The 22,153-nt window shown below is 62.6% G+C and carries 15 protein-coding genes; 3 read left to right on the top strand and 12 right to left on the bottom strand.

The genetic code is table 11. From position 1 onward, the window contains the following. Window positions 1–127: 127 nt before the first annotated feature. The 4 genes from ACIGJE_RS27680 to ACIGJE_RS27665 all read right to left on the bottom strand — a co-directional run bounded on the left by ACIGJE_RS27680 (window position 128) and on the right by ACIGJE_RS27665 (window position 4,235). Window positions 128–616 (bottom strand): Hcp family type VI secretion system effector, encoded by a 489-nt coding sequence (locus tag ACIGJE_RS27680; RefSeq protein ID WP_311943552.1) that lies wholly within the window; start codon window positions 614–616, stop codon window positions 128–130. 120 nt (window positions 617–736) lie between these two features. Then, on the bottom strand, window positions 737–2,230 hold the full coding sequence (gene tssC, locus ACIGJE_RS27675) for a type VI secretion system contractile sheath large subunit (RefSeq protein ID WP_311943554.1): 1,494 nt from the start codon (window positions 2,228–2,230) through the stop codon (window positions 737–739). A gap of 54 nt (window positions 2,231–2,284) precedes the next feature. Continuing rightward, the gene (tssB, locus tag ACIGJE_RS27670; RefSeq protein WP_311943556.1) at window positions 2,285–2,803 is read right to left on the bottom strand and encodes a type VI secretion system contractile sheath small subunit; all 519 of its coding nucleotides are present in this window, start codon (window positions 2,801–2,803) and stop codon (window positions 2,285–2,287) included. A gap of 745 nt (window positions 2,804–3,548) precedes the next feature. Beyond that, complete coding sequence (locus ACIGJE_RS27665) at window positions 3,549–4,235, bottom strand: response regulator (RefSeq protein ID WP_311943558.1); 687 nt, start codon at window positions 4,233–4,235, stop codon at window positions 3,549–3,551. Window positions 4,236–4,632: 397 nt separating this feature from the next. Between ACIGJE_RS27665 and ACIGJE_RS27660 the strand changes: the two genes are divergently transcribed. Continuing rightward, entirely contained in the window at window positions 4,633–4,923 is a 291-nt protein-coding gene (locus ACIGJE_RS27660) for a PAAR domain-containing protein (RefSeq protein ID WP_311943561.1), read from the top strand. A gap of 288 nt (window positions 4,924–5,211) precedes the next feature. Here ACIGJE_RS27660 and ACIGJE_RS27655 read toward each other — a convergent pair whose 3' ends face one another. From ACIGJE_RS27655 to tssK, 7 genes are all read right to left on the bottom strand, one after another. Continuing rightward, window positions 5,212–6,687 carry a PIN domain-containing protein gene (locus ACIGJE_RS27655; protein ID WP_483680969.1) on the bottom strand — a complete coding sequence of 492 codons (1,476 nt, stop codon included), beginning with the start codon at window positions 6,685–6,687 and terminating at the stop codon, window positions 5,212–5,214. Between the two features lie 461 nt (window positions 6,688–7,148). Beyond that, a complete protein-coding gene (locus ACIGJE_RS27650) occupies window positions 7,149–9,572 on the bottom strand; it encodes a serine/threonine-protein kinase (protein ID WP_311943565.1) in 2,424 nt (807 codons plus the stop codon). An 8-nt stretch (window positions 9,573–9,580) separates the two neighbouring features. Further along, a complete protein-coding gene (locus ACIGJE_RS27645; RefSeq protein WP_311943567.1) occupies window positions 9,581–10,348 on the bottom strand; it encodes a PP2C family protein-serine/threonine phosphatase in 768 nt (255 codons plus the stop codon). Beyond that, on the bottom strand, window positions 10,348–11,031 hold the full coding sequence (gene tagF, locus ACIGJE_RS27640) for a type VI secretion system-associated protein TagF (protein ID WP_311943569.1): 684 nt from the start codon (window positions 11,029–11,031) through the stop codon (window positions 10,348–10,350). The genes ACIGJE_RS27645 and tagF overlap by 1 nt, the downstream gene beginning before the upstream one ends. 10 nt (window positions 11,032–11,041) lie before the next feature. Next, window positions 11,042–14,608 carry a type VI secretion system membrane subunit TssM gene (gene tssM / locus ACIGJE_RS27635; protein ID WP_415086536.1) on the bottom strand — a complete coding sequence of 1,189 codons (3,567 nt, stop codon included), beginning with the start codon at window positions 14,606–14,608 and terminating at the stop codon, window positions 11,042–11,044. Further along, a complete protein-coding gene (gene icmH, locus ACIGJE_RS27630) occupies window positions 14,608–16,083 on the bottom strand; it encodes a type IVB secretion system protein IcmH/DotU (protein ID WP_394312830.1) in 1,476 nt (491 codons plus the stop codon). Before icmH ends, tssM begins: the two co-directional genes overlap by 1 nt. Window positions 16,084–16,094: 11 nt before the next feature. After that, entirely contained in the window at window positions 16,095–17,429 is a 1,335-nt protein-coding gene (gene tssK / locus ACIGJE_RS27625; RefSeq protein ID WP_311943575.1) for a type VI secretion system baseplate subunit TssK, read from the bottom strand. Between the two features lie 301 nt (window positions 17,430–17,730). On the opposite strand from tssK, the gene ACIGJE_RS27620 reads away from it, so the two are divergent. Further along, a complete protein-coding gene (locus tag ACIGJE_RS27620; RefSeq protein ID WP_483680967.1) occupies window positions 17,731–18,279 on the top strand; it encodes a DUF1036 domain-containing protein in 549 nt (182 codons plus the stop codon). 17 nt (window positions 18,280–18,296) lie between these two features. After that, window positions 18,297–20,759, top strand: coding sequence for a M23 family metallopeptidase (locus tag ACIGJE_RS27615; RefSeq protein WP_483680966.1), 2,463 nt, complete (start codon window positions 18,297–18,299; stop codon window positions 20,757–20,759). Window positions 20,760–20,822: 63 nt separating this feature from the next. Here ACIGJE_RS27615 and tagH read toward each other — a convergent pair whose 3' ends face one another. Next, window positions 20,823–22,151, bottom strand: coding sequence for a type VI secretion system-associated FHA domain protein TagH (gene tagH / locus ACIGJE_RS27610; protein WP_367624586.1), 1,329 nt, complete (start codon window positions 22,149–22,151; stop codon window positions 20,823–20,825). Window positions 22,152–22,153: the final 2 nt, after the last annotated feature.

The following is a 22,153-nucleotide window of genomic DNA, read 5'->3' as shown; positions in this document are numbered from 1 at the left end:
CACTGAAAACCGGCATGAGGTTCTGCTTGCACTGTAGTTCCAAGTCCCGCGGGCCGACGGATCAGCCCCTGCCGAGGCCGGGCGGCCGCCACGCTCGTGCGGCCGCCCGGATCCGAAAGGCGAGGATTTACTGATCCTTGCCCGTGGCGACATTGTAGGTGAATTCGATCGAACCGCCATCGGCAGCGCCGGACTTGTCCTGCGGCTGGTACTCGTGGTTGATCTTCTCATAGGTGACCGAGAAGCTCTCCATCGCGCCGCCGTCGGACCCACCGCTCGTCTGATAGCTGGTGATGAAGCAGTTGGTCAGGGTGATGGTGATATAGGTGAGCTTGTCTTCGCCCGCCGCCTTGCGCACGACGAGCTTGACCTCGTCGATGTGATTGCCGAAGGCGCAATATTTGAAGATGTTGGCGGAAGCCTTGTCCGCCGCCTTGGTGCAATGCAGGTCCTGCAGGACCGACTTGCCCTTGCCGCCGCCGGTGCCGCTGCCGAAGGTCGAGGAGTTCGAGCCGCCGATGCTCCAGCTCAACAGCTCCATGTAACCGTCGAGGCTGTCCTGCTGGGTTTCACCCTCGATACCATTGATCTGAAGTAGTGCGTCTGATTGGGCCATTTTACTCTCCTGTGATGTGAGCGGATGTGCCTTTTTCCGAAGGCGTCCGTCGGATTGAATTGGCCAAGCGGGATCGTTCGCTCGCCGGAGCGTTCAGGCGGACCCGCTTGGATTGTCGTGTTACTTCTGGCTATTGGGCAGTCTCGAGACGAGACTGATGCCGATATCCATTCCTTCCAGCTGGTAGTGTGGCCTCAGATAGAACCTGGCGGCGTAGTAGCCGGGGTTTTCCTCGTCGGGGAACACTTCGACCTTGGCCGCGGCCAGCGGTTTCTTGGCCTTGATTGCCTCGGTCGAGTTCTTGGGATCGCCGTCGACATAACGATTGATCCAGGTCTGCAGCCATTTCTGCAGTTGGTCCTGCTCCATCGTGGCGCCGATCTTGTCCCGCACCATGCATTTGAGATAATGCGCGAAGCGCGACACCGCGAACATGTAAGGCAGCCGGGCCGAGAGGTTTTCGGAAGCGGTCGCGTCGTCTGTATCCATTTTCCGGGGCTTGTACAGCGACTGGGCACCGATGAAGGCCGCCTTGTCGGTGTTCTTGCGATGGATCAGCGGCAGCACGCCCGACTTCGACAGTTCCGCCTCGCGCCGATCGCTGATGGCGATTTCGGTGGGGCATTTGAGGTCGATGCCGCCGTCGTCGGTGGGGAAGGTATGGGTGGGCAGGTTGACGACTTCGCCGCCCGACTGGACGCCACGGATGCGCACCGTCCAGCCATATTCCTTGAAGGCTCGGTTGACATTGACTGCCATGGCGTAGGCCGCGTTCATCCAGGCATATTTCCTGCCCTGATGGCCGTCCGTGTCCTCCTCGAAAGCAAACTCTTCCACCGGTTCCGACTTGGCGCCATAAGGCTGGCGCGACAGGACGCGCGGCATGCACAGGCCGACATAGCGTGAATCGGGCTGATCACGCAGCGAGCGGAAAGCGGCGTAATCGGGCGTATCGAAGATCTTGCCGATGTCACGCGGATTGGTGAGCTCGTTCCAGCTGTCCATGCCGAACAAGGCCGGATTGGCCGCCGCAAAGAAGGGCGCATGGGCCGAGGCAGCGACCTTGCTGATGTCGCGCAGCAGCTGCACGTCGGGCGGCGAGTGGTCGAAGTAATAGTCGCCGACCAGGGCGCCATAGGGGTCACCGCCCAGCTGCCCATACTCGGCTTCGTAGAGCTTCTTGAAGATCGGGCTCTGGTCCCAGCGAGCGCCGGGATAGACCTTGAACTCGCGGAAGAGCTCTTCCTTCGACACGTTCATGAAGCGGATCTTCAGCGTGGTGTCGGTTTCGGAATTGAAGACGAGATAATTGAGGCCGCGCCAGGCACTCTCCAATTTCTGGAATTCGGGCGCATGGATGACTTCGTTGAGCTGGATCGACAACTGCTCGTCGAGCTTGGCGATCATCGAATCGATGGTATCGAGGACGTCTTCCTTGACCAGCGAGGTATCTTCGAGCGCCTGGCGGACCAGGGTGTTGACGGCATTCTCGACCTCGGTGGCAGCACTGTCGTTGCGCGGCTTGAAGCTCTTGCGCAACAGGCTGGAAAAGCTCTCCAGGTCACGGGTTTCGGTCGCGGGAACGGTCTGGGGGGTAGCGGCTGTTTCGGCCATGTGGCTGAACTCCTGACTTGATCTTCTGGCTTGATCTACTGGCGGGAGCCGCCGTCAGTTCTCTTCAGGCTTGGCCTGCTCGCTATTGTCCTTGAGCAGCCGCATGAGTTCGGGGTCCTTCAACAGGGCCTTGATCTGATCCTCGGCCGCAACCTTGCCGTCCATGTAGCGCTGCAGATTGGCGAGCTGCTCGCGCGCCTTCAACAGCTTGGCCAGCGCCGGTATGTTGCGGACGACCTGGGCCGGGTTGAAGTCGCTCATCTTTTCGAAGCTGAGCTTGACCGACATCTTCTCGTCGCCCTTGGCGTCACCGAGCCGGTTGGTCACCTTGAAGCTGGTACCGGGCTTGATGGCCTTCATGCGGTCGTCGAAATTGTCCATGTCGATGTCGAGATATTTGCGCTCGGCGATCGGCGCCTTCTCGACCTCGGATGCATTGCCGGACAGGTCCGACATCACCGCCATGACAAAGGGAATCTCGACGAGTTTTTCCGCATTGTAGGGGTCTTCATACTGGATCTGGACGCGCGGCGGGCGGTTGCGCTTGATGAACTTCTGTCCGCTGTCAGCCATGACTTTGCCTCTTTCCTCGACACTGCGCTGGGAGTTCCCGCCCGCCGAAGGAGACCGGCAGAAGAGGTCCAACCATCGCACTTGAATTCATTGAGGTTGGTGAGCGCCGGCCCAGCGGGCGGTGTCATCCCCCTTGCGAAACCAATCTTGCGCCAAACCCCCTTCCCCGTAATCCCCTATTTGGGGGGCCGGCACCGAGCCCCCTCCGTCGAATACTGTGATCGATGGCACATACCGACTCTCTCAAGGTAAAACCGGCCGTGCTGCGGGAATTTCGGGAAACGAGACTGGCCCGATGTCAGTCTAGACAGGCCAAGTGATTCCGGCGTGACACCATGCAGGGAGCGCACCTGCAAGAGGCCTTGATCCACCCGGCACCGGCCCGATGCAATCACGAGCCGGTAATCTTGTGACGAAGACTTCCCCCTGCTCGCCTCCTTGTGAATGTTACGACGATCAGAGAAGCGTGCGGCGGTGACTGAGCCTGTTGGAGGCGTATCTTCTCTTAACTCAGTATAGAACGCAAGATTGATTCCAAGCCCAAGATGAGGCCTAAAAAGGAGTAGGCAATCGAGCCGACATATGGAGAGAAAGTCCGACAAAAGCGGGTCGACCCAGGCAAAGGCTCGAACTGCGCCAGGCGTTCACCCCGCCGCGCGAGGAGGGCTCGGATATTTTCGAGCTTCGGTCCGTTCCGTCGGATTTCCGGTGCGCCTAGGAAGCTGTCGCAGGCTGTGACAGCCTCTTAGCGCGGCATATTGATGACGCCCATGCTCGAGGCTTCAAAGACGGCCTCGGCACGCGAATTCACTTCGAGCTTCTGGTAGATGTTCTTGACATAGGTCGCCACGGTGCTGCGGCCGATCTTGAGTATGTCGCCGATCTCCACGAAGGTGAAACCGCGCGCCAAGAGCTTGAGCACTTCGAGCTCGCGCTTCGATAGCAATTCGAGGCCCTTCTTGTCCGCTTCCTGCTCGCGCGGCTGGAACTCCTTGAGCAATTGGCGGGCAATGACCGGACTGATCGGCGAACCACCGCGCCGTACCTCGCGGATACTCTCGGCAAAGCTGTCGAAACGCTCATCCTTCAAAAGATAGCCGCGCGCGCCGGCCTTGATGCTCTCCAATACCTTGTCCTGGTCGGCGAAAATCGTGATGACCATGATATCGACGTCGGCATATTTCTGGGCCGCATAGCGGATGAGGCCGATGCCGGAACCATCCGGCAGCCCGAGATCGCACAGCAACACGTCGAACCCGCCCTTGTCGATCAGGGTTTTGCCGGTGGCGGTATTCGGCGCGCTGGCCGTGACCGAGATATCCGGCGCCGCTTCCAGCGCCGCGGTGATGCGTTCGAGGGCCGCCGGGTCGTCTTCGACCACGGCAACCCGGACGATGGGTTGGGGTGCTTGCGCGGAGGGTGCATCCGTCATGGTGTGATATCCTCCAGTCCGGCGTTGTCTTCGCGACGGAACGGCGATCAACGCTGCAAGGCGCGCTCGCAACCCATCCGCCCGGTGCTGCCGGAACCGTTTATTTGCCTGCTCCCCGCGAGCTTGCCAATCCCCGCCTTTGGCGTCAATCGCGCTGTCACAGGCCGCTCGATCCGGCGCGCCTTGGATAGACCGGCCGCGCCGGCCAAAGCGGGACCAAGCCCTCTCGCCACAGTTCCCCGCCCCGACTCCCTTGTTTGAAGGATGTGCCATGGGTCGCCTCGGCCTATGATCGGCGTGCACCATTGCCGTGGCGTGACAAAACCACTGCAATCGGACAGATTAGGCGACCAGCTCGTGCGTTCGCTCCTCACTGACGCGGAACAGGAAGTGGCTGATGGGACAACCGGCTTCACGTCTAGGCGACATGCATGTCTGCCCGCTGGTGAATGTGCTGGTGCCCCATGTCGGTGGCCCGATCGTGATGGCGTCGGTGAATGTCTTCACCGGCGGCCAGCCGCAAGCGCGGGTCGGGGATCTCTGCATCTGCGTCGGGCCGCCCGACGTGATCGCGCTGGGCTCGACCACCGTCCTGGTCAATGGCCAGTTGGCGGCGCGCATCGGCGACCTCACCGCCCATGGCGGCACGATCGTGGGCATGTGGCCGACCGTACTCATTGGCGGGTAGTCATCTCGACGCCGGCCGTTCCCCGCATCCACTTCCCGGCTGTTTGCCAAGGCAATTAAGGCCACACTCGAGGTCGGCCCGACGGCGACACCCGGTCTGCCCGGCAATCGCCCGAAATGCCGATATACGCCGGGGCTGACCGGCAACATCGTTAATTGGGACTATGTCTGGGAGCCGCTCAAACCGCGCAGCGCCGCCAAGGGTCCAAATTAGATTGCCTGGAAGGATTGCGGGCCGGATTCGCGCAATGATTGCAACGCCCCGGCCCCGATCACCCGTCATGCATGGTTACAAGAAGCGCAGCAGATGAATATTTTTGGTACGCACCCAACGGATCATGCTGAAATTCACATAGGTCCCGAGACTGAAATAATTGCCCGTGGGTGAAACTTGTCCAAATATTTTTTCCGTCCATTCGTCCACGGGAAAAACCATGGCCGCTTTCGCATGGAAGGGACTCCATGGATCGAGATCTACCACCTTGATGATGTTCTCATTCGCCGTTTTATCCTCCAGAAGCGGCACGTGGACGGCTTGCCGGCCATTCATATTGTACCAGTAGACCTGGCTTGGTGGATCAAGGACGACAAAATCGACATTGGTATTGGCCGGTAATTCGACGCTCGTCTCGACCACATCGTCAAAGCCACCAAGAATGCTGAAATCCACCTGTTGAAATTTCGCCTTGTTGGAGTCGCCAAGGAAGAATCGCCCTACCGCAACAGGTTTAAAGGGACATTTGGCGGTCGTGATGGCGGATTTCTGAAGCGGCGCGATCCAGACTTCCTGCGAAAAGGCTCGTTCATTTGGCCCGACGCCCTGCGATAGTGTCGGCACGCTCAAGGCATCGCGCAGCGCCTCGTCTCGGGTGGTTCCTTTTCCCCAGGCCAGGTGATCGAACACAGCACCCGGCTTGATGAGGCTCTCATCGGCAGCCTGATACTGGCTATAGTAAAACAACAGCAGGATACCCATTCGCGGATTGGAGGCGCGTTCGCCGGCTATGGTTTGCCTGACCTGGTCCAGTGCCTGCGTGACCTTTTCCTTCTGGATGTAGTCGTTGACCAGGTTGAGGACGAAATTGACCCCTTCGAAGGCCAGTTGGATCCCGGCTATCGTCGCCATGCCCTTCGGGGACGGTCCCACGAATTCCGGCACGCTGTTGTCCGCTATCCCGATCGAATAGCTGCCGCCGGAGCCGCCCCCCGATCCTCCCGATGGCGGCACCGGCTTGCCGTCGGCGCCGATGGTGCGTGGATTCAGTCCGAGTAATTTCCGGCCTATCGCCACGTCCTCGACGCCGCTGCGGTCGCCAATGCTGCATTCTGGCGCCAGTCTGACACCGAGCGCGGGTGCCGCATTCTGCACCTTCCTGTCGAAGGTCCACAAACGCGCATTGATGGCCTTGGCCTGTGCCACGACAAACACGTCGCCGGGCTTCGTGGTATCGTCCTTGCGCGAGAAATCCTTCAACTGCGGCCGATTGGGAGCAGGAGCATATTGGATGTTGTCGGCATAGACGTCACCGCGATCCTTGATGCTGCCTGCCGGGGCGATCGTGATCCGCGCATCCTTGAGCAGCCAATCATACTCGCCGCCTTGTTTTTGCGTTTGCGCCCGCGTCACCAACTCGTCGTAAGCAGCACGTGAAATATAAACTGGCGTACCGGCGTTTAAGTATTTCTTCAAACTCTCAGCAGCCGGCTGATTATTTCTCGCGATCGATGTAATTACGTTCTTATCCAGCATGATGGGGTCAGCCATAGGGACTCCAATTGATTTTAACCGGAAGTTTTTGCGTTTTTCTATATTATTAATACTTCAGTACCATAACGTAATTGGCTTAAATATTTACTGAGAAAAACATTATGAACAAATGCTATCGGTAATTCTCTTGTCGATCTTTATCGATTCAAGGAGAATTGGTAAGTGCTCAAAAGCACACTCTAGAAAACAATGCTGAAAATCGGACGTCGGATTTCTGAAAAAGCGACGCAGCAACAATATTTTACAATGTCACGCTCGATACAGTGAGCAAACACGATGCTGAAAAAAGATCAGTATTCTCTTTAGCAAAGCAAATCATGCCGGTCTTTTACATGAAGAAACAGCACGGCATTCTCAGGAGATGCTGTAGAGATTCTCAGCGCCTGTAACCTCTTGGAGGAAGAAGGGTTGCGTCCCTCCCCCAGGACATGCCCCTCAGTCTGTCTTTCTGTGCGCCGTCACTGGTCGCGCAGCTTGAGATAGCCCACCGCCGTGGTAACGTCGCGGGCATTGGCGATCTCCTTGAGGAAAGGCGCGATGAAATCATCCGCCTCGAAGGCATCCTGCGCATTGATGCTGATCAGCGGCCGCGACGAGGCCACCGCGAACACCAGCATGGGGAAAAAGGCTGGCCGAGCTTCGCCCTCGATCTTGGCCGGCGCCGACAGGCTGAGTCCGGCCTCGATTTCTCCCGTCTTCATGGTGATGCAGGAGGCACAGAGCCGATTGATGTTCTGGATTCCGCCCTTATGGTCCATCACGAACAGATAGATGTTACGTTCGCCCGCCCCGGTCACGGAAACAGTAAGCGGATCGCCCGGCGTCCCCTTGTCCGCGTCGCCGCCTCGAATTTCCGCTTTGCTCAACACCATCTTCAACGGCGGCGCGCCAACAACCGACATCCGGCGCAACGCCCCGACGAAGCCGCACTGCTGGTCGGAGACCGCATCGAGTTTCACCGTCGGCGCAAAACCCGCCTTCAGCTTGAAGGCATCGGCGAAGCTCTGGTCCGTCGCCGCCGTGCCGAGCGCGGTGACGCTTGCGGAACTCGCCGTTACATCGTCCGCCGTCGCAGAAAAGCAGCTATCCGCTCCAAAACCGGCGACGAAATCCCTGAGCGCGGCCGGCGTCGGTGATGTAACCGCCGCCAATTTGGTGCCTTCCAGCGCGGCTTTCGCCTTTGCAGCCAGATCATCGGGACAATCGGCACCGCATTGATCAAGGAACCGCCTGAGTGCTGCGGCATTCTTGCCGGCAGCCGTGAGCTGGGCCGCGAGGCGATCATGCTGCACGGCCAGTTCTTTTGCGGCATCGATACGGGTCCGGGCTTGCTGGGCGAGATCGCCGGGGCAGTCCGCGCCGCACTGCTCGAGGAAGCTCTTCAGCGCCGCCACGTCCTGACCAGCGCTCGCAAGCTGGTTTGCCAGGTCCGCACGGCGCTTGGCCTGCACCTCCTGGGTGCTGATGCTGCCCCTCGCCTGGCGGGCGAGATCGTCGGGGCAGTCCGCGCCGCACTGGTCGAGGAAACTCTTCAGCGCCGCCACGTCCTGGCCAGCGCTCGCAAGCCGGTTTGCCAGGTCCGCACGGCGCTTGGCCTGCGCCTCCTGGGTGCTGATGCTGTCTCTCGCCTGGCGGGCGAGATCGTCGGGGCAATCCGCACCGCACTGATCGAGGAAGCTCTTCAGCGCCGCCACGTCCTGGCCGGCGCTCGCAAGTTGCTTGCCCAAGCGCTCACGGCGCTCAGACTCCTGTCTGGCCAGGGTTTCCTGGCTGTTGCCATCCGGCTGCTTGTTGTCGGGTTGACCGCCAATGGGCGGGGTGTTGCCAGAGAACAGCCCCCCCTCCGTGTAGATCCAGCCTCCCGCCACACCAAGGCCGATGACCGCGACGGCAGTGACGGCAAAAGCCGTGTTGCGCAGGACGTGCGAAGGCCTTGTCGAGGAAGCTTCCGACGATCTGGCCGCAACAGCCTTGGGCTTTTCGGCTTTCGGCTTCTCGGCCTTCGCCTTGGGTGTCGCCGGCCCGTCCGGCCAGTCGCGGATGGCGGCCATGTCCTCCGGCCGCCCCGCCGGATCGGGCGCCAGCATCGCCGCCAGCACGGCATGGAACTGCCTGGGAACGCCATCGAGATCGGGCACGTTGCGGCGTTTTTCGATGATGTCGAGTTGCGAGCCGGTCATGTCCAGCGCGCGGCCGCGCATCGCGGCCGCCATCACCAAAGCGAGGCTGTAAATGTCTGATTTGGGCGTGACTTCGCCGCCGAAGAGGCCGAGCTGCTCGGGCGAGACGAAATTATATTTTCCGGCAAAACTGCCGCCCAGCAAGGTTTCGCCACCGACATTGGCTGAACGCGCAATGCCGAAATCGATGATCTTGGCATTCTGGACCAGGCCGCCCGGCAGGATGACATTGTCGGGCGACATGTCGCGGTGAATCACGCCGGCAAGATGCGCCCGATGCAGGCCGTCGGCCAGCCGGCGCAGCAAGGGCATGAATTCGGCGGCCGTGAGCGGTGCATTCTTCACATGGGCCGCGAGCGACGGGCCGTCCACATACTCCATCGCCAGATAGGGTCGCGACAGCGCCGGATCGATCGAAAACACGTAATAGCGGACGATTGCCTCGTGATAGAGATGGTTGAGGATCCGCGCTTCCTTGCGGAACAGGCCGAGAATGGTCTCGTCCTCGGCAAATTCCGGCAGAACGATCTTGATCGCCACCGGGTCGCCGGTCTGGATGTTGTGGCCCTTATAGACTTCTCCCATGCCGCCGACGCCGAGAAGTGCGTCGATGCGATAGGTCTGATTGAGTTCGGCGCCGATGCTCACAGCCGAACCGCGGATCGCGATCCGCGTTCGCTCATCGTTCGAGGACGGTTCCATCGGCGCCATTATCGCATCACAAGCGTTGTCGCGCCCCTGTCGACGACATTGACGACGACAACGGAGATATTGTCCTTGCCACCGCGCGCCAAGGCAAGTTCGAGAAGTTCGTGGCTCGCCTGGTTGGCGCTCAGCCCGGTGCTCACGGCGAGGATTTCCTCATCCTTGACATGCCCGGTCAGGCCATCGCTGCACAGGACGAAACGATCCCCCGACTTTATCACACCGGTGGCCTGTTCGAGCTCGAAATCATCGATGGCGCCGACAGCGCGGGTCACCACGTTGCGGCGTGGCCAGCTTACCGCCTCTTCCTGGCTGATGATGCCGCGATCCACCAATTCCTGCACTTCGGTATGGTCATGCGAGAGCTGCTCGATACGCTCCCCACGCATCAGGTAACAGCGGGAATCGCCGGCCCACAAGCAGCAATAATTGCCATCAACGGTCAGCAGCGCCACGACCGTCGAGCCGACGATAAGCTCGGGCCGGCCCTGGGAGCGGGCCAGCAGTTCGGCGTTGACGGTGGCGATCTCGCGCCGGAACGCCTCCGCGAATTCCATCAAGGATGCGGTCTTGCCGAGGCCTCGCGCGGCATCGCCGATCATCGCGCTGGCGAGATTGCCGTCGCGGTGGCCGCCCATCCCGTCTGCCACCATCCAGATGCCACGCGCGCCATCGGTAAAGATGCAATCCTCGTTGAAGCGACGCACATGGCCCGGATGGGTCAGCGCCGCGGTTTCGAATTTCAGATGCTCGCTGGATGCCCAAGGGTCCATCAAACAGCCTCCCCTGTCATCAGGAACGAAAAGAACTGGGCGCCGGGCTTGCCCTCAGTCACCACGAGCCTGGCGGTGTGCCCGCCAGGATGCGCCCCTTGGCCGCCATGCGTCCACCAATAGCTGCGGGCGCCGTTGCGCGCATCCCCATCCGCCATGTCGAGCGAGCGGAAAGCATCGGCAATCGGCAGGTCTTCGCCAGGCCAGAGCAGCAGACCACCATCGCGCTGCGGCGGCGGCAGGCGCGATGCCAGGGGCGGGAACGGGATCTGCGCCAGCAGATGAGACGGCTCGCGCTCGAACTGGTCATCGAGCATATGGAGCAGGAACTGCTCGCAGCCTTCGTGCCACTGGTCGAGCCCCCGCGAAGGCGGCGGCTCCAGATAGGCATCGGGCGGCTCGCAGGCGCATATCGTCAGCGGGAAATAACGCCCGACCCCGTCGACCGAGGCCATCAGCGCACCGGTCACCGGCGTGCCGAAGACCCGCCTGCCGCACCAGAAGCGCCAGATCGGAAAGCTCAGATAGATCTCTTGCCAGCGCTCGGCGAGCGCGTGCCGGCTGGCGGCGACGGCACTCTGGAGCCACTCCTCCCATTGGTCGAGGAAGGGCCGCGGCATGTTGTAGGCCACGAAGTCCCGCTTGGAGGGCAGCTTTCCGAACATGCCGCACATTGTCATCATGAGGGCCGCTCTAGAGATCCGACGGACAGGCGAATTTGAGTTGCGACAGGATGGTGAAGGGATTGTCGAGTGTATCGAAGGTCAATTGATAAGTGACTTCCCGGCCGCCGACGACGAAACGGGCCGTCGCCTTGTTGCCGGATTGGCGCATGTCGCCCTTCTGCAGCAGGCGATAGAGCGCCCAGCCGCCGGTGAAGCGCAAGCTGGGTGATGTGCCGTCGCTTTCGGGCATGGTGATCGAGGCGGTGCCGTCGGGAGAGCGGCCCGGCCATTCGAAATCCCCGCGCGAGCTCACGCCGAACGGGCTGTCGAGCTTGGTGCCGTTGACCTCGAAGCTCACCGAGGCCGTCTTCTGGCTCATCGACTGGGTCACCAGTGCGAATTTCACATTGGGCGAGGTGCCGCGTCCGCTGAAGAACGCCTCCTTGATGCGCGCCGCGTTCTGGAACTGGCGCAGCGTCTCGGGCGACAGCGCCTGGCTGAACTTCGAATTCTGCTTCCAGCCCCAGGCCGCGCCGGATGTATCCACCAGCCCCGCCAGCTTTTCGCGGAAGAAGGTATCGAAGATGCCGTTCGGCCCGAACAGGCGGCCGAACTCGCCGATCGGCACCTCCTGCTTGCTGCCGGGCGAGAAGGGATATTTGTTGCCGACGATATTGAGGCATTCGCGCGTCACGGAACCTTTCAGCGCGCCCTTGAGGTCATCGACCTTGTCGCCGACGATTTTCTGCTCGAACTCCGCCATGGCATCGCGGAACACGACGTCGAAGGGAGCTTCCAGGCGCGACGAGCTGGTGGCGATGGAGCCGAGGAAGGTCTGCATGTTCTGGCGGGCCTGTACGGCACGCTCGAAGTCCTGCTCGTCGATCAGGCTCTGGTAGAGACCCTTCAGCTGCTCGACCAGGAGGTCGATCTGGCTCTTGTCGCCGTTCTTGCGAACAAGGTCGTGATAGCGGCGGAAATGTTCCTGGATGATAGCACCGGGCACGAAAGGCGCCTCGACATTGCCGCCACGGCCGGCGGCTTTCTTGGCGGCGTCGAGGCCGATCGCTGCCATGTCATCGAGCTTGCTGCCGGCCGCTCTGGTGACAGCCTTGGTGGCGGCCTTAACCGCCGCATCCTTGAGCTTGCCGCCGACGTCGCTATCGGCGCCCTGCCGTGCTTCCGTCAGCCTGGTTTGCGCCGAGATGGACTCAAACAAGAGCTTGATCGGCGAAGCGGCGCCGGTGGCAGCCCGCAGCGTGGCATAGCCGGGCTTGTCGGCAGCGAAGCTGTTGAGTTTCAACTTCGCCAGCGCCGCCGTCCACGCCTTGATGAATTCCTGGTCGTAGATGCGGTAGAGATCGGGGCCGAGATTGGCATATTGCTCGTCGATGGCCTGCGTGCTGCCCGCCTCGCCCAGGACCCAGCGCTCATTCTGCAAAAGCGTGATGACCGACTTCATCTTGTCGAGGAACAGGGCGTAGAAGCCGTCATAAGTGAACAGCGACTGGACGCCGACGCTCTCGATGGGTGAACCGTCATTGGTGCCGAAGACGACGGCGGCATCGGGGCCGGCATTGCCCGCCACGGTCCAGTCCCTGACGCTCTGGTCGTGGGCGGTCGACTTGATGATGGCAAAGGCGCGTTCGGCCAGCGACAGCCGCGTCAAGGCCACCTGGCTCGCCTTGACGAGATCGCCATTGAGGGCGATCGGGCGCGGCGTGCCCTCGATGCCGAGCATGGCGTCGAGATGCCGGTCCAGGCTGTCGCGTGTCGCCTTGTTGGGCTCGCCCGGATAGAGGCTTTCCCAATCTCCCCGCATCCAGCCCTCGATCAGCGCGGTGTCCACCGGAATGACGGGATCGCCGCCCAGCATCATATAGACCTTGAGCGGCTCGTAGAGCTGCTCCGGCTGATCCTGCAGGTCGGCGAGCCGCTTTTCGAGATGGAAGAGGATACGCGGCCGCAGCAGCCGATCCAGCCCATCGCGATAGGCAGCCACGCTTGCCGTGCCGATGCGCTTGTGCTGGCCCAGTCCCAGTGTGTCCTTGATCTGCGGTTCGTTGTCGAGCCGGTCATAGCCCCAGGGAAAATCGCGCAGCTTGTCGAGCGGCCCGACGATCTTGAGGAAATCGGCATCGTTGATCGGATCCTCCTTGAGCAGGCCCGCCGTGTCGTTGGCATAGGCGGCGGTGGCGGCATCGGTGCGGTCGATCAGTGTCTTGTTACCGTAATAGCTGGTCAACCAGCCGCCAAGCGCAGCCAGCGTCACGCCGGCGACGAGCACATAGCCCGAGGTCTGCAAGAGGATCTTGCGACGCACTGCGGCGGCATTGGTGGAGACCCAGCCCGCCTCGCCAAACACGACCTTGGTGAGCAGGTGCTCCAGAAAGAAGCTCTTGGCTTTTCCTGAATAAGCAAGGCTGGCGCCCGCCTGCAGACCGAGATCGCGCGACAGCGAACCCAGCAACTGATCGATCGGCGTGCCTTCCTGGGTGCCGGAGGTGAAGTAGAAGCCGCGCAAGGCGGCACTGGTCTGATAGCGCGTCGGCTCGAAGATCTGGTTGAGGAAGCGGGTTATGGTGGGCTTCAGCGCCGCAAGCTGGGACGGCAGGCCGGTGAGCCTCACGCGCGAAATCGGATCAGGCTCCTCCTGCAGGCGATCGGACAATTCGGCGCTCAGCCTTGAGACCAGAAGGTCGATCTCCGGTCCGACGTCGCTGACCCGGTTTTCCTTCTTGTTCCTGGTCTGGAAGGTCGCCCCCCAAACCGCCTTGCGCTCCTCGGGGTCGAGATTGCCGAAATACTCCATGAAGCCGGCAATGAGGTCGGCCTTGGTGAAGATGACATAGACCGGGAAATCGACCTGCAGGCGATTGTTGAGCTCGGCCAGGCGCTTGCGGATGGCGACGGCGTGAGCGCCGAGTTCGGCCTCCTTCATCGACAGGAGGTCGCCGATCGAGATGGCCACCAGCACGCCATTGATGGGCTGGCGCTCACGGTGGCGCTTGAGGAGGTCGAGGAAGGAAAGCCAGCTCTTGCGGTCGGATTCGGTGTCGGAATCCTGCGTGGTATAGCGGCCGGCGGTGTCGATGAAGACGGCGTCCTCAGTGAACCACCAATCGCAGTAACGCGTGCCGCCGCTGCCCGCGATCGGGCCGGTATGGGCAGCCAGCGGGAATTTCAGGCCGCAATTCATCAGGGCCGTGGTCTTGCCGGCGCCAGGCGGCCCGACGATGAGATACCAGGGCAGTTCGTAGAGAAAGTCGCCCTTGGTGCGGCGTGAGCCCTTGAGCGTGAGCAGGGCGTCGCGCATCTTCTCGGCCAGCACGGAGGCATCCGAGCCGTCATCCTCGGGCTCCTGCACCGCGATGTTCTCGGCGAGCGCCCTGGCCGATTGCCCGTGCTTGTAGATGCGATAGGCCAGCCAGCAGAAATAGATCGCCAGCAGCAGGCCGATCAGCGCCAGCCGCAGCCAGGGACTGTCGAAGGGCTCGATGCCGGCGACGGTGACAAGCGGCAGCACCAGCCAGATCACTGCGCACAGCGCCACCACGGCCAAAAAGCTGACGACGAAGATGACCCAGCGCTTCATCACATATCCTCGCGCGGGATGAACACTTCGACGCGCCGGTTCTTGGCCCGGCCCTCGGCCGTGTTGCTGAGATCGATCGGCGCTGTATCAGCTTGCCCCGACGTCGTCAGGCGCTTGGGATCGGCAATGCCGCCGACCAGGATCTTCTCGACCGCCTGCGCCCGCTGCTCGGAAAGCTGCTGGTTGTCCTTGTAGCGCAGGGTGGCGCGCACCGGCGTGTTATCCGTATGCCCGACGATGCGGATCTGGCCGGGCTCCTTGTCGAGCGCTGCTGCGATATGGCCAATGACGGGCACGGCATCCGGGCGCAGGGTGGTGCTGCCCTTGTCGAACAGGGAATCGTTGAGGAGGCGCACCACGATGTCCTTGCCGGAATAGTCGGCCGAAGCCTTCTTGGCGGCGATGTCGTCCTTCAGGCGCTCGCGGATGCGCTCGAGCTGGGTGGTGACCTTGATCGGCGGGGGTGGCGGCGGAGGCGCCGGCACGGTGCGATAGATATGGATATCGCCATTCGGATGCAGCGCCAGCAGGCCGGCGCTCGCCGTATCGGACATGCCGCCGAGCAGCCAGCGGAATACCAGGAAGCTGAGGAGGAGCAGGCCGGCGGCGACGGAGGTGATCGCCCACAAAGGCACGGTCCGGCGCACATAGGCCGCAGCGATGTCCTGCCCCCGCCAATGTGGCGAGATATGATCCGTCACCCGCGCTTCCCGAGCGCGCAGGGTTTCGTAGAGGTCGCGGCGGATCTGCTGATGCGGGACGTCGCCGCCGGCAACCCGGTATTTGCCTTCGAAGCCGAGCGACATGCAGGCATGCATCAGGCCGAGCAGATTGTGGTTGATCTGCGGGTGCTGCCGCAGCTTGGCCAACTCGTCGAAAAAGCCGACACCGCTGTCGCGCACCTGGAAATAGCGGCTCAGCATGCTGTATTGCGTCCACAGATTGCGGTCCGAGCTCGGCAGGTTCTGCACGATGTCGTCGGCGGTGGCGCAGACAGCATATTTGGCGGTGCGCACCTGGGGTTCGGGAATGCCACGCGCATTGAGTTCGGCCTCGAAGGTCTCGATGCCCTGCGCCACCGTGCTCATCATCGGCGCAACCTGGGGAACCTGCCTGGCGATCCGGATATTGGCCAGCACCAGCAGCAGGGGCATGGCCGCTTCGAGGATGGGATTGGGCCCGCCGGTCTTGTCGCTGACGCCGAGCGCTTCGAGATCCACCGTGGCGGGCCCGATCGGCAGGGGAGGCTGGGCGCGCGGCGTCTCGGCCAGGGATTGATAGGGGTGGCCCTGAGGAGGCTGCGGCGCTGCAGCACCTGCCGCCACGCGGGGGCCGCCCCAGATGTCCTGGGCAGGCGCGGGGGTTGCGCCGGGATAAGGCACACCCTGGCCGTCACGCCGGCCGCCCGGATTGGGCTTGATCACCGTCTTTTCGGAGTCGGGGTTAGACCCGAACGGGCCCTTGCCGTTCGTCATGTGCCCACATCCTATTTCACGTCTTCCTTGACGACCCACAGATTGAGCTCAAGCCCGGGCCAGTCGCCGGAAAAATGCATGCCGATGCCGCTCGCGGTGCTGAATTCGGGCCAGAGCGGCGACATGCGGTCGAGCGCGAAATAGACGTGGCTGGTAATCGCCCGGATCTGCGCCGGTGGCGTCGGCAGATGAATGAGCCCGATGCCGGGAAGGTGGGCGTGCACGATCTCGTTCATCCGCGTATTGGGGCCGACCTTGAACAGAGCCGGGAACTGCGTCTGCAACTCGGTGAGCGAACGCTGCGCCGCCACTTCGAGCACGAAGGTCGACGCCCGGAACAGATTGCGGTCGGTCACGGTCGCCAGGAAGGCATTGGTGGCCTTCTCCACGATCTCCAGCCGGATAGCGCGGCTGATGTCGACGCTGAGGAAGCGCTGAATGTCGGCCAGCACCGGAGCGAAGGTGGTGCCGGGATTGTCATGGTCATAGGCCGGATAGTCGTTGGCGCGCCGCTCCCGCGTGGAATAGGTCGCCAGCTCCCCGGCCAGACGCAGCAACTCCACATAGAGCCGCTCAGGATGGGTGTATTTCGAACGGCGCATGTGCCGAAGCGCCGGAATTTCGCGGTTGAGCATCTGCAGCACAAAATAGTCGACGCTCTGCATGCCGCCGCTGGAGCGCGGGTCCGAGGCGAAGCGCGCCAGTTCGTCGAGCTTGGTCTCCACCCAGCCGATCACACGGTCGAGCCAGCCGGTAACGGCAGCATGGGCGGCGACCACCAGCACGGGCGGGGCAAAGCGCTCGTCGAAGACGATGGTCTTGTCGTTGACCTCGATAATCCGGGCACAGAGCATGCAGACGAAGCCCGGCTTCGGCGTCCGGCGGATCTCGTAGCTGAAGCGCGGCACCGCAACGTCGATCTCTTCCTCGATCTGCAGGGCGGAGGATGCATCGATCAGCGTCTCCGATTGCACCACATAGCGGCTGCCGCTTTCGCTCTCCGGCTCGTCGATCTCGCGGCTGTTGGGCTGGGCCATGGGCATGCACAGCCAGACGAACAGCCCGGCGGCATTTTCGGGCACCATGGCGGGCGGCGGCGGCGGGCAATCGCCGGGGAAGCGAAACGGCGTACCGTCCGACAGGATGCCCGCGGCGCGGCGCAGGCCGAACTTGCTTTGCTGCGCCAGGTCGCGATCGATCTCGATCTCGCTGAAGCCCCAGGGATAGGGCGTGATCTGGCTGGTGCGGCCCTCGAGCAGATGTTCGAGATAGCGATCGCCCTGCTGCAAATGATGTGGCCGGAGGAACAGACCTTCCGACCAAGCGACTTTGCTATACCAGGACATCGATCAGCCGCCCGAAGGATTTGGTTGTGTGATTGTCAGGCTCGGCAATGCTGTCGCAAGGCCTCGCCCAAAAACGTTCGGCCGTTGCGCGAGCAAATTCTCTCGGCTTCTTGCGAACTGTGCCATATGACCTGAGGAAGTCAAGCGATCCACCGGCTTACATCGACCCTACCACTGTAGCTTAGAACAAGCGCCCGGCTCTCGCCTCCCCCATTGTGAGGTAGACAGAAAGTGGTGCGGCAGATACGAAATTTGTATTCGCGTGCTACAATCGTTCAGTGCTCTCGAAGCTGTTCCCTCAATGTCTGCGGATGCGAAGGCTGTGGCGTTTTGCGATGTATTGGACATACCAAGCATCGCAAAGACGCGTCGAAACAAGAAATCAGAGAAAAAGGGCGTTTTGGCCAGAACGCGCCTTGCCTTAGGCTTTGCCATGGTGCCGTTCGGCTTGGTTTGGGGCCATGTCGACCGTGCCGAAGCAGCCTTTCGAGTGTGCAACCAGTCGGTCACTCTATACAATGTCGCCATCGGCGCCGAAATCGACAAGAAATTCGCCACCGAAGGCTGGTGGACATTACCGGGCAATACTTGTGTCACGCCGATCAAGGAAGATCTGGCCGATCTCAAGCTGAGATATGTCTATATCTACGCGACGACCGCGACAGGCGACAGCGCATTCGAGGGAAACTGGGACATGTGCGTCGACACCAAACGCTTCAAGATCGAAAAGGTGCAGGACCAGCCCTGGGACTGCTGGGTGCGCGGTTTCGTCCAGGCCAAGTTCAAGGAGGTCGATACCGGCGATACCGGCTCGTGGACGGTCTTCATCCGCCCTGACGACAAACCCTGACCTGGCACGCCCCCGCCATGGACGACAAGACAGTCATAGCCGGGCAAAAATCCTCCGATCCCGCGGACCCGTCCCGGCCGGCCGCGATTGAGCCGCAGACCGGACCGGCCGGGGAAGACACCAATGCCACCATCATCGTGCCGGCCAAGCCTCCCGCGCGGAGCGCGAAGAAGGCTGCCAAGCCAGTAGCCGACAAAGCCGGCCCTGCCGGGAGCGCGCCAAAGGGCGCGGATACCGCCAGGCCTGGGCCATCAGGCGCCCGCCCCGCGGGTGCGCTGGTCTATCTCACCATGGCCGCGGCCCTCCTTTTTCTCGGCCTTGGCTCGGCCGTGACCACCATCTATCTGCTTGCTCCCGATCGGACCCGCCAGCAGGTCACGGTGACGGACAGCGACCTTCAGGCCAGCCTGGTTCCGGTGCAGGGCGAGGACAATGAAGCCGAAGACGAAGCCCTGATCCGGGCGGCGATCAAGCCCCGCATCATCGATCTCAGCGGCGACCCGGTGATCGTGCCGCAGCTCGCCGACGCTCCGCGCCAGTTGATCAAGCTGGCAAGCGATACGCAGCGCAAGGCGGCGGGCAGCCTTGGCATCAAGAACGAGGTGTTCCGCCTGAAGGACGTGCTGGACCTGCCCACGCCGCAATCGCAGGTCGCGGTGCTGGGTTCGCAGGAGGATATCGCCATCGCCCAGGAGGCGCCCGCTGCCGGTGGCACGACAGACGGCGAAGGCGGTGCCGATGCCAGCACCGGTTCCTCCTCGATCGCGGCTTCGAGCACGAGCACGGGCGACCGCGTCGCGGATTTTGCTCAAAAGGCCAAGGCTCGGATCCGCCTCGCCGACGCGCTTAACAATCTCGGCCTGGATACCCAGCAGGCCGGTGCGGCCGGCGATGCCTTCAATGCCTTCTACAACCGCCCGATGCTCGAGGCCGATGATCGCTATGTGGTGCGCGCGGTCGCCTTGAACGGCGATCCCAACCACATGCAGCCGGTGCAGGTGTCGGTCTATGCCAAGACCGAGCTCGTCGGCTCCATCGCCCTCAACGATGTCGGCACCTATGTGCGTTCCGAAGATCCCTGGTATCGGCGTGATCCCTTCGCGGCGCCGCTGGCGCCGGTGCAGGTCGATCCGGAGAACCAGCCGCGCCTGCTCGATGCAATCTATGTCACGGCGCTGCGCAACCGGCTGCCGGCCCCGGTGATCGGCGAGGCGATCATGCTGCTGTCGCGGGCCCAGGACCTGGAGCAGAAAGTGCAGCCGGGCGACACGATTTCGCTGATCTACTCGCCGGCCCCGCGCGATTCGAAGCAGGGTCTTGGCCGCATCGTCTTCGTCAGCATCGGGCGCACCACCGGCAATCTCGATTGCTATGTGATGCAGCCCCAGGCCGGCGCCCCCTTCGAATGCGTGTCGTCGGCGGGCCAGGGCAGCCTGCCCGATGGCGGCGGCATGGTCACGCCCGTCAACGGCGTGATCGTCGCCAGGTTCGGCCCGCAGGGCTCGGACACTTCGGCCGCGTCCATGAATTACGGCATCGACTGGACGGCCCCGGTGGGTTCGCCCGTGGTTGCCGCCTATCCGGGCAAGGTCACCGCCATCGGCGAGGAAAGCAATTTCGGCACGGTGGTGCGGCTCTCCCATGACGACGGCAAGACATCGATGTATGGCTATCTCGCGCGGGCGGCGACCGGGCTTGCCGTCGGCAGCAGCGTCCAGGCCGGCGAGGCCATCGGCTATGTCGGCACGCCGGCCTCCAGCCGCGAATCGCGCCTGCATTTCGAGGTTCGCAACAATGGCGTGCCGGTCGATCCGGTCGCCGACAGCCAGGTGAGCGCCACCACCGCCAGTGCTAGCGCCGCCACTGCCACCAGCACCGCCGGTGGCGCCAACGGTGCCGTCGACCAGTTCGTCGGCCGTATCATCACCATTGAAAGCGGCAACAAGTGCAATGCCGCCAATCCGCTCTCCACCGCTGTCGGGCTCGGCCAATTCATCGAATCGACCTGGATGACCACCATCCGCCTGCATCGACCCGATCTTCTGGTCGGCCGCAGCCGCCAGGAAGTGCTGGCGATGCGCACCAATTGCGACCTCGCGCGGGCGATGACGACAGCCCATACCCGCGACAATGCCGCGGTGATCCGGCAGGCCGGCCATGCCGTCACGCCCGGCAATCTCTATCTGGCGCATTTCCTCGGATCGGGCGGAGCGGTGAAGGCACTCCGAGGCCCGCAGAACAGCCTGATCTCCGACGTGTTCGGCGCCGCCCATGTGCGGGCCAACCCCTTCGAGCAGGGCAAGACGCTGAGCTTCCTGATCGCCTGGGCCGCCAAGAAGATGGGTGCGGCGATCTCGGGCACTTCGACGCCCTCGCAGGATACGGGCACCACGACGGTCAGTAACGAGCCTTTGGCGAAATTCGCCAGCGATCCCGCCTTCGCCGCGCTCAAGACATCCGTGCTGGCGCTGTTGCAGTGATGCCGATGCCGCACAGGGAAACGCGACGATGGAAGGCCAATCTCCAGATCGCGCGAGCCTGCCTCACGAATGCCGGTTGCGGTTCGAGGCGCTCAGCTTGTCATATTGCTCGGCATAGAGCTCCAGGAAGGCGCCGAGCATGCCATGTTCGCGGCGGCCGACCCTGGCCGCCCAGCGCTCGGCATAGAGTTCCCAATAGTTGCCCTTGCCGGAAAACAGGGATTTCTTGGCATCTGCTGCGGTCTTGATGGCCTCGGGGGACAATTCGTCGAAGAGCTCGGTCAGCGCCGCCTGCATCGAGGCCAGGAACGCGACCTGATGCATCTTGAGATCGCCGAAGGCGTTCTCGAGCGCGGCCCTGCCGTCGAGGTAACCCCGGGTCCGCGGACCCAGCATGACCCGCAGGGCCTCCTCCGGGGTCGGCATGAACTTCAGCGGGTTGTTGTCCTCAGCGCTGATCATGGTGCGGTTGCCGGCACGCGACAGCGCCTTGGCCTCTGCCCGTGCCCGCAGCAGGGCCATCACATGCAGGCAGGCGACATTGAGGAGCCGTCCGGCATCCTCCGCCAGGTCGCCGGCATCGACGCCGCCGAAGATGTTCTCGGGAATGCCCGCACCGGCCGCAAAGCGGCGAATGAATTCGGCCGCACCGACATCGCCCGAAGATGGCGCCGGAACGTTCCGCTCAGCAACTGGCTTCGGGGCCTCCACGGCATCCCTGGGCTTGACCACAACCGGCGCCACCTCTTCTGCCGCCGGTTCGGCCTTGGCAGGCTCGACCGGGCCGGGATCCTCGCTTTCCCACAACGCGGCGGCCGGCGCCGGCGTCGGAATGGCCGGCATCGGAAGGGAAGGTCTGGGCTTGCGGATCGGCTCCGGCTCCTCGAGGGGCGGCGGCACATAGGCGGCCTGGTGCAGGAAATCCGGCCCACGATCAGCCTCGCTCAGCGGCGGCAATAATTGGCTCGCATCGATGGGAGGTGGTGCCTCGTGCGGGCTGTCCCAGATATCCGCGCTTGCCAGGGACGGGCCCGGGCTCGAACTCGGAGGTGGCGGAGCCGGCTGCACCGGTGCCTGTGGCAGCTTGATCGATACCGCCAGCACATAGTCGCCCACAGCCAGCCTGTCGCCATCAGCGAGACGGTAGGGGCTTTGCAGGCGCTTGCTGGAGCCGTTGAGAAAGGTACCGTTGGTCGAGGTATCGGTCAGCCAATAGGCGCCGTCGTAGAAGCGCACTTCGCAATGCTTGCCGGAGATCACCCGGTTGCGATCGGGCAAGGTCCAGTCGAGATGCTGGTCGCGCCCAAAATCGAAACCGCGCTTGTCGATCGCAAACTCCAACGGCCCGCCATCGGGCAGGCGATCAAAGTTCTCGATCCTGAGTGTCAGCATGG

The organism is Labrys sp. E2SS-1L, from assembly GCF_057073705.1.
This window is presented reverse-complemented; position numbering and strand designations above follow the sequence as displayed.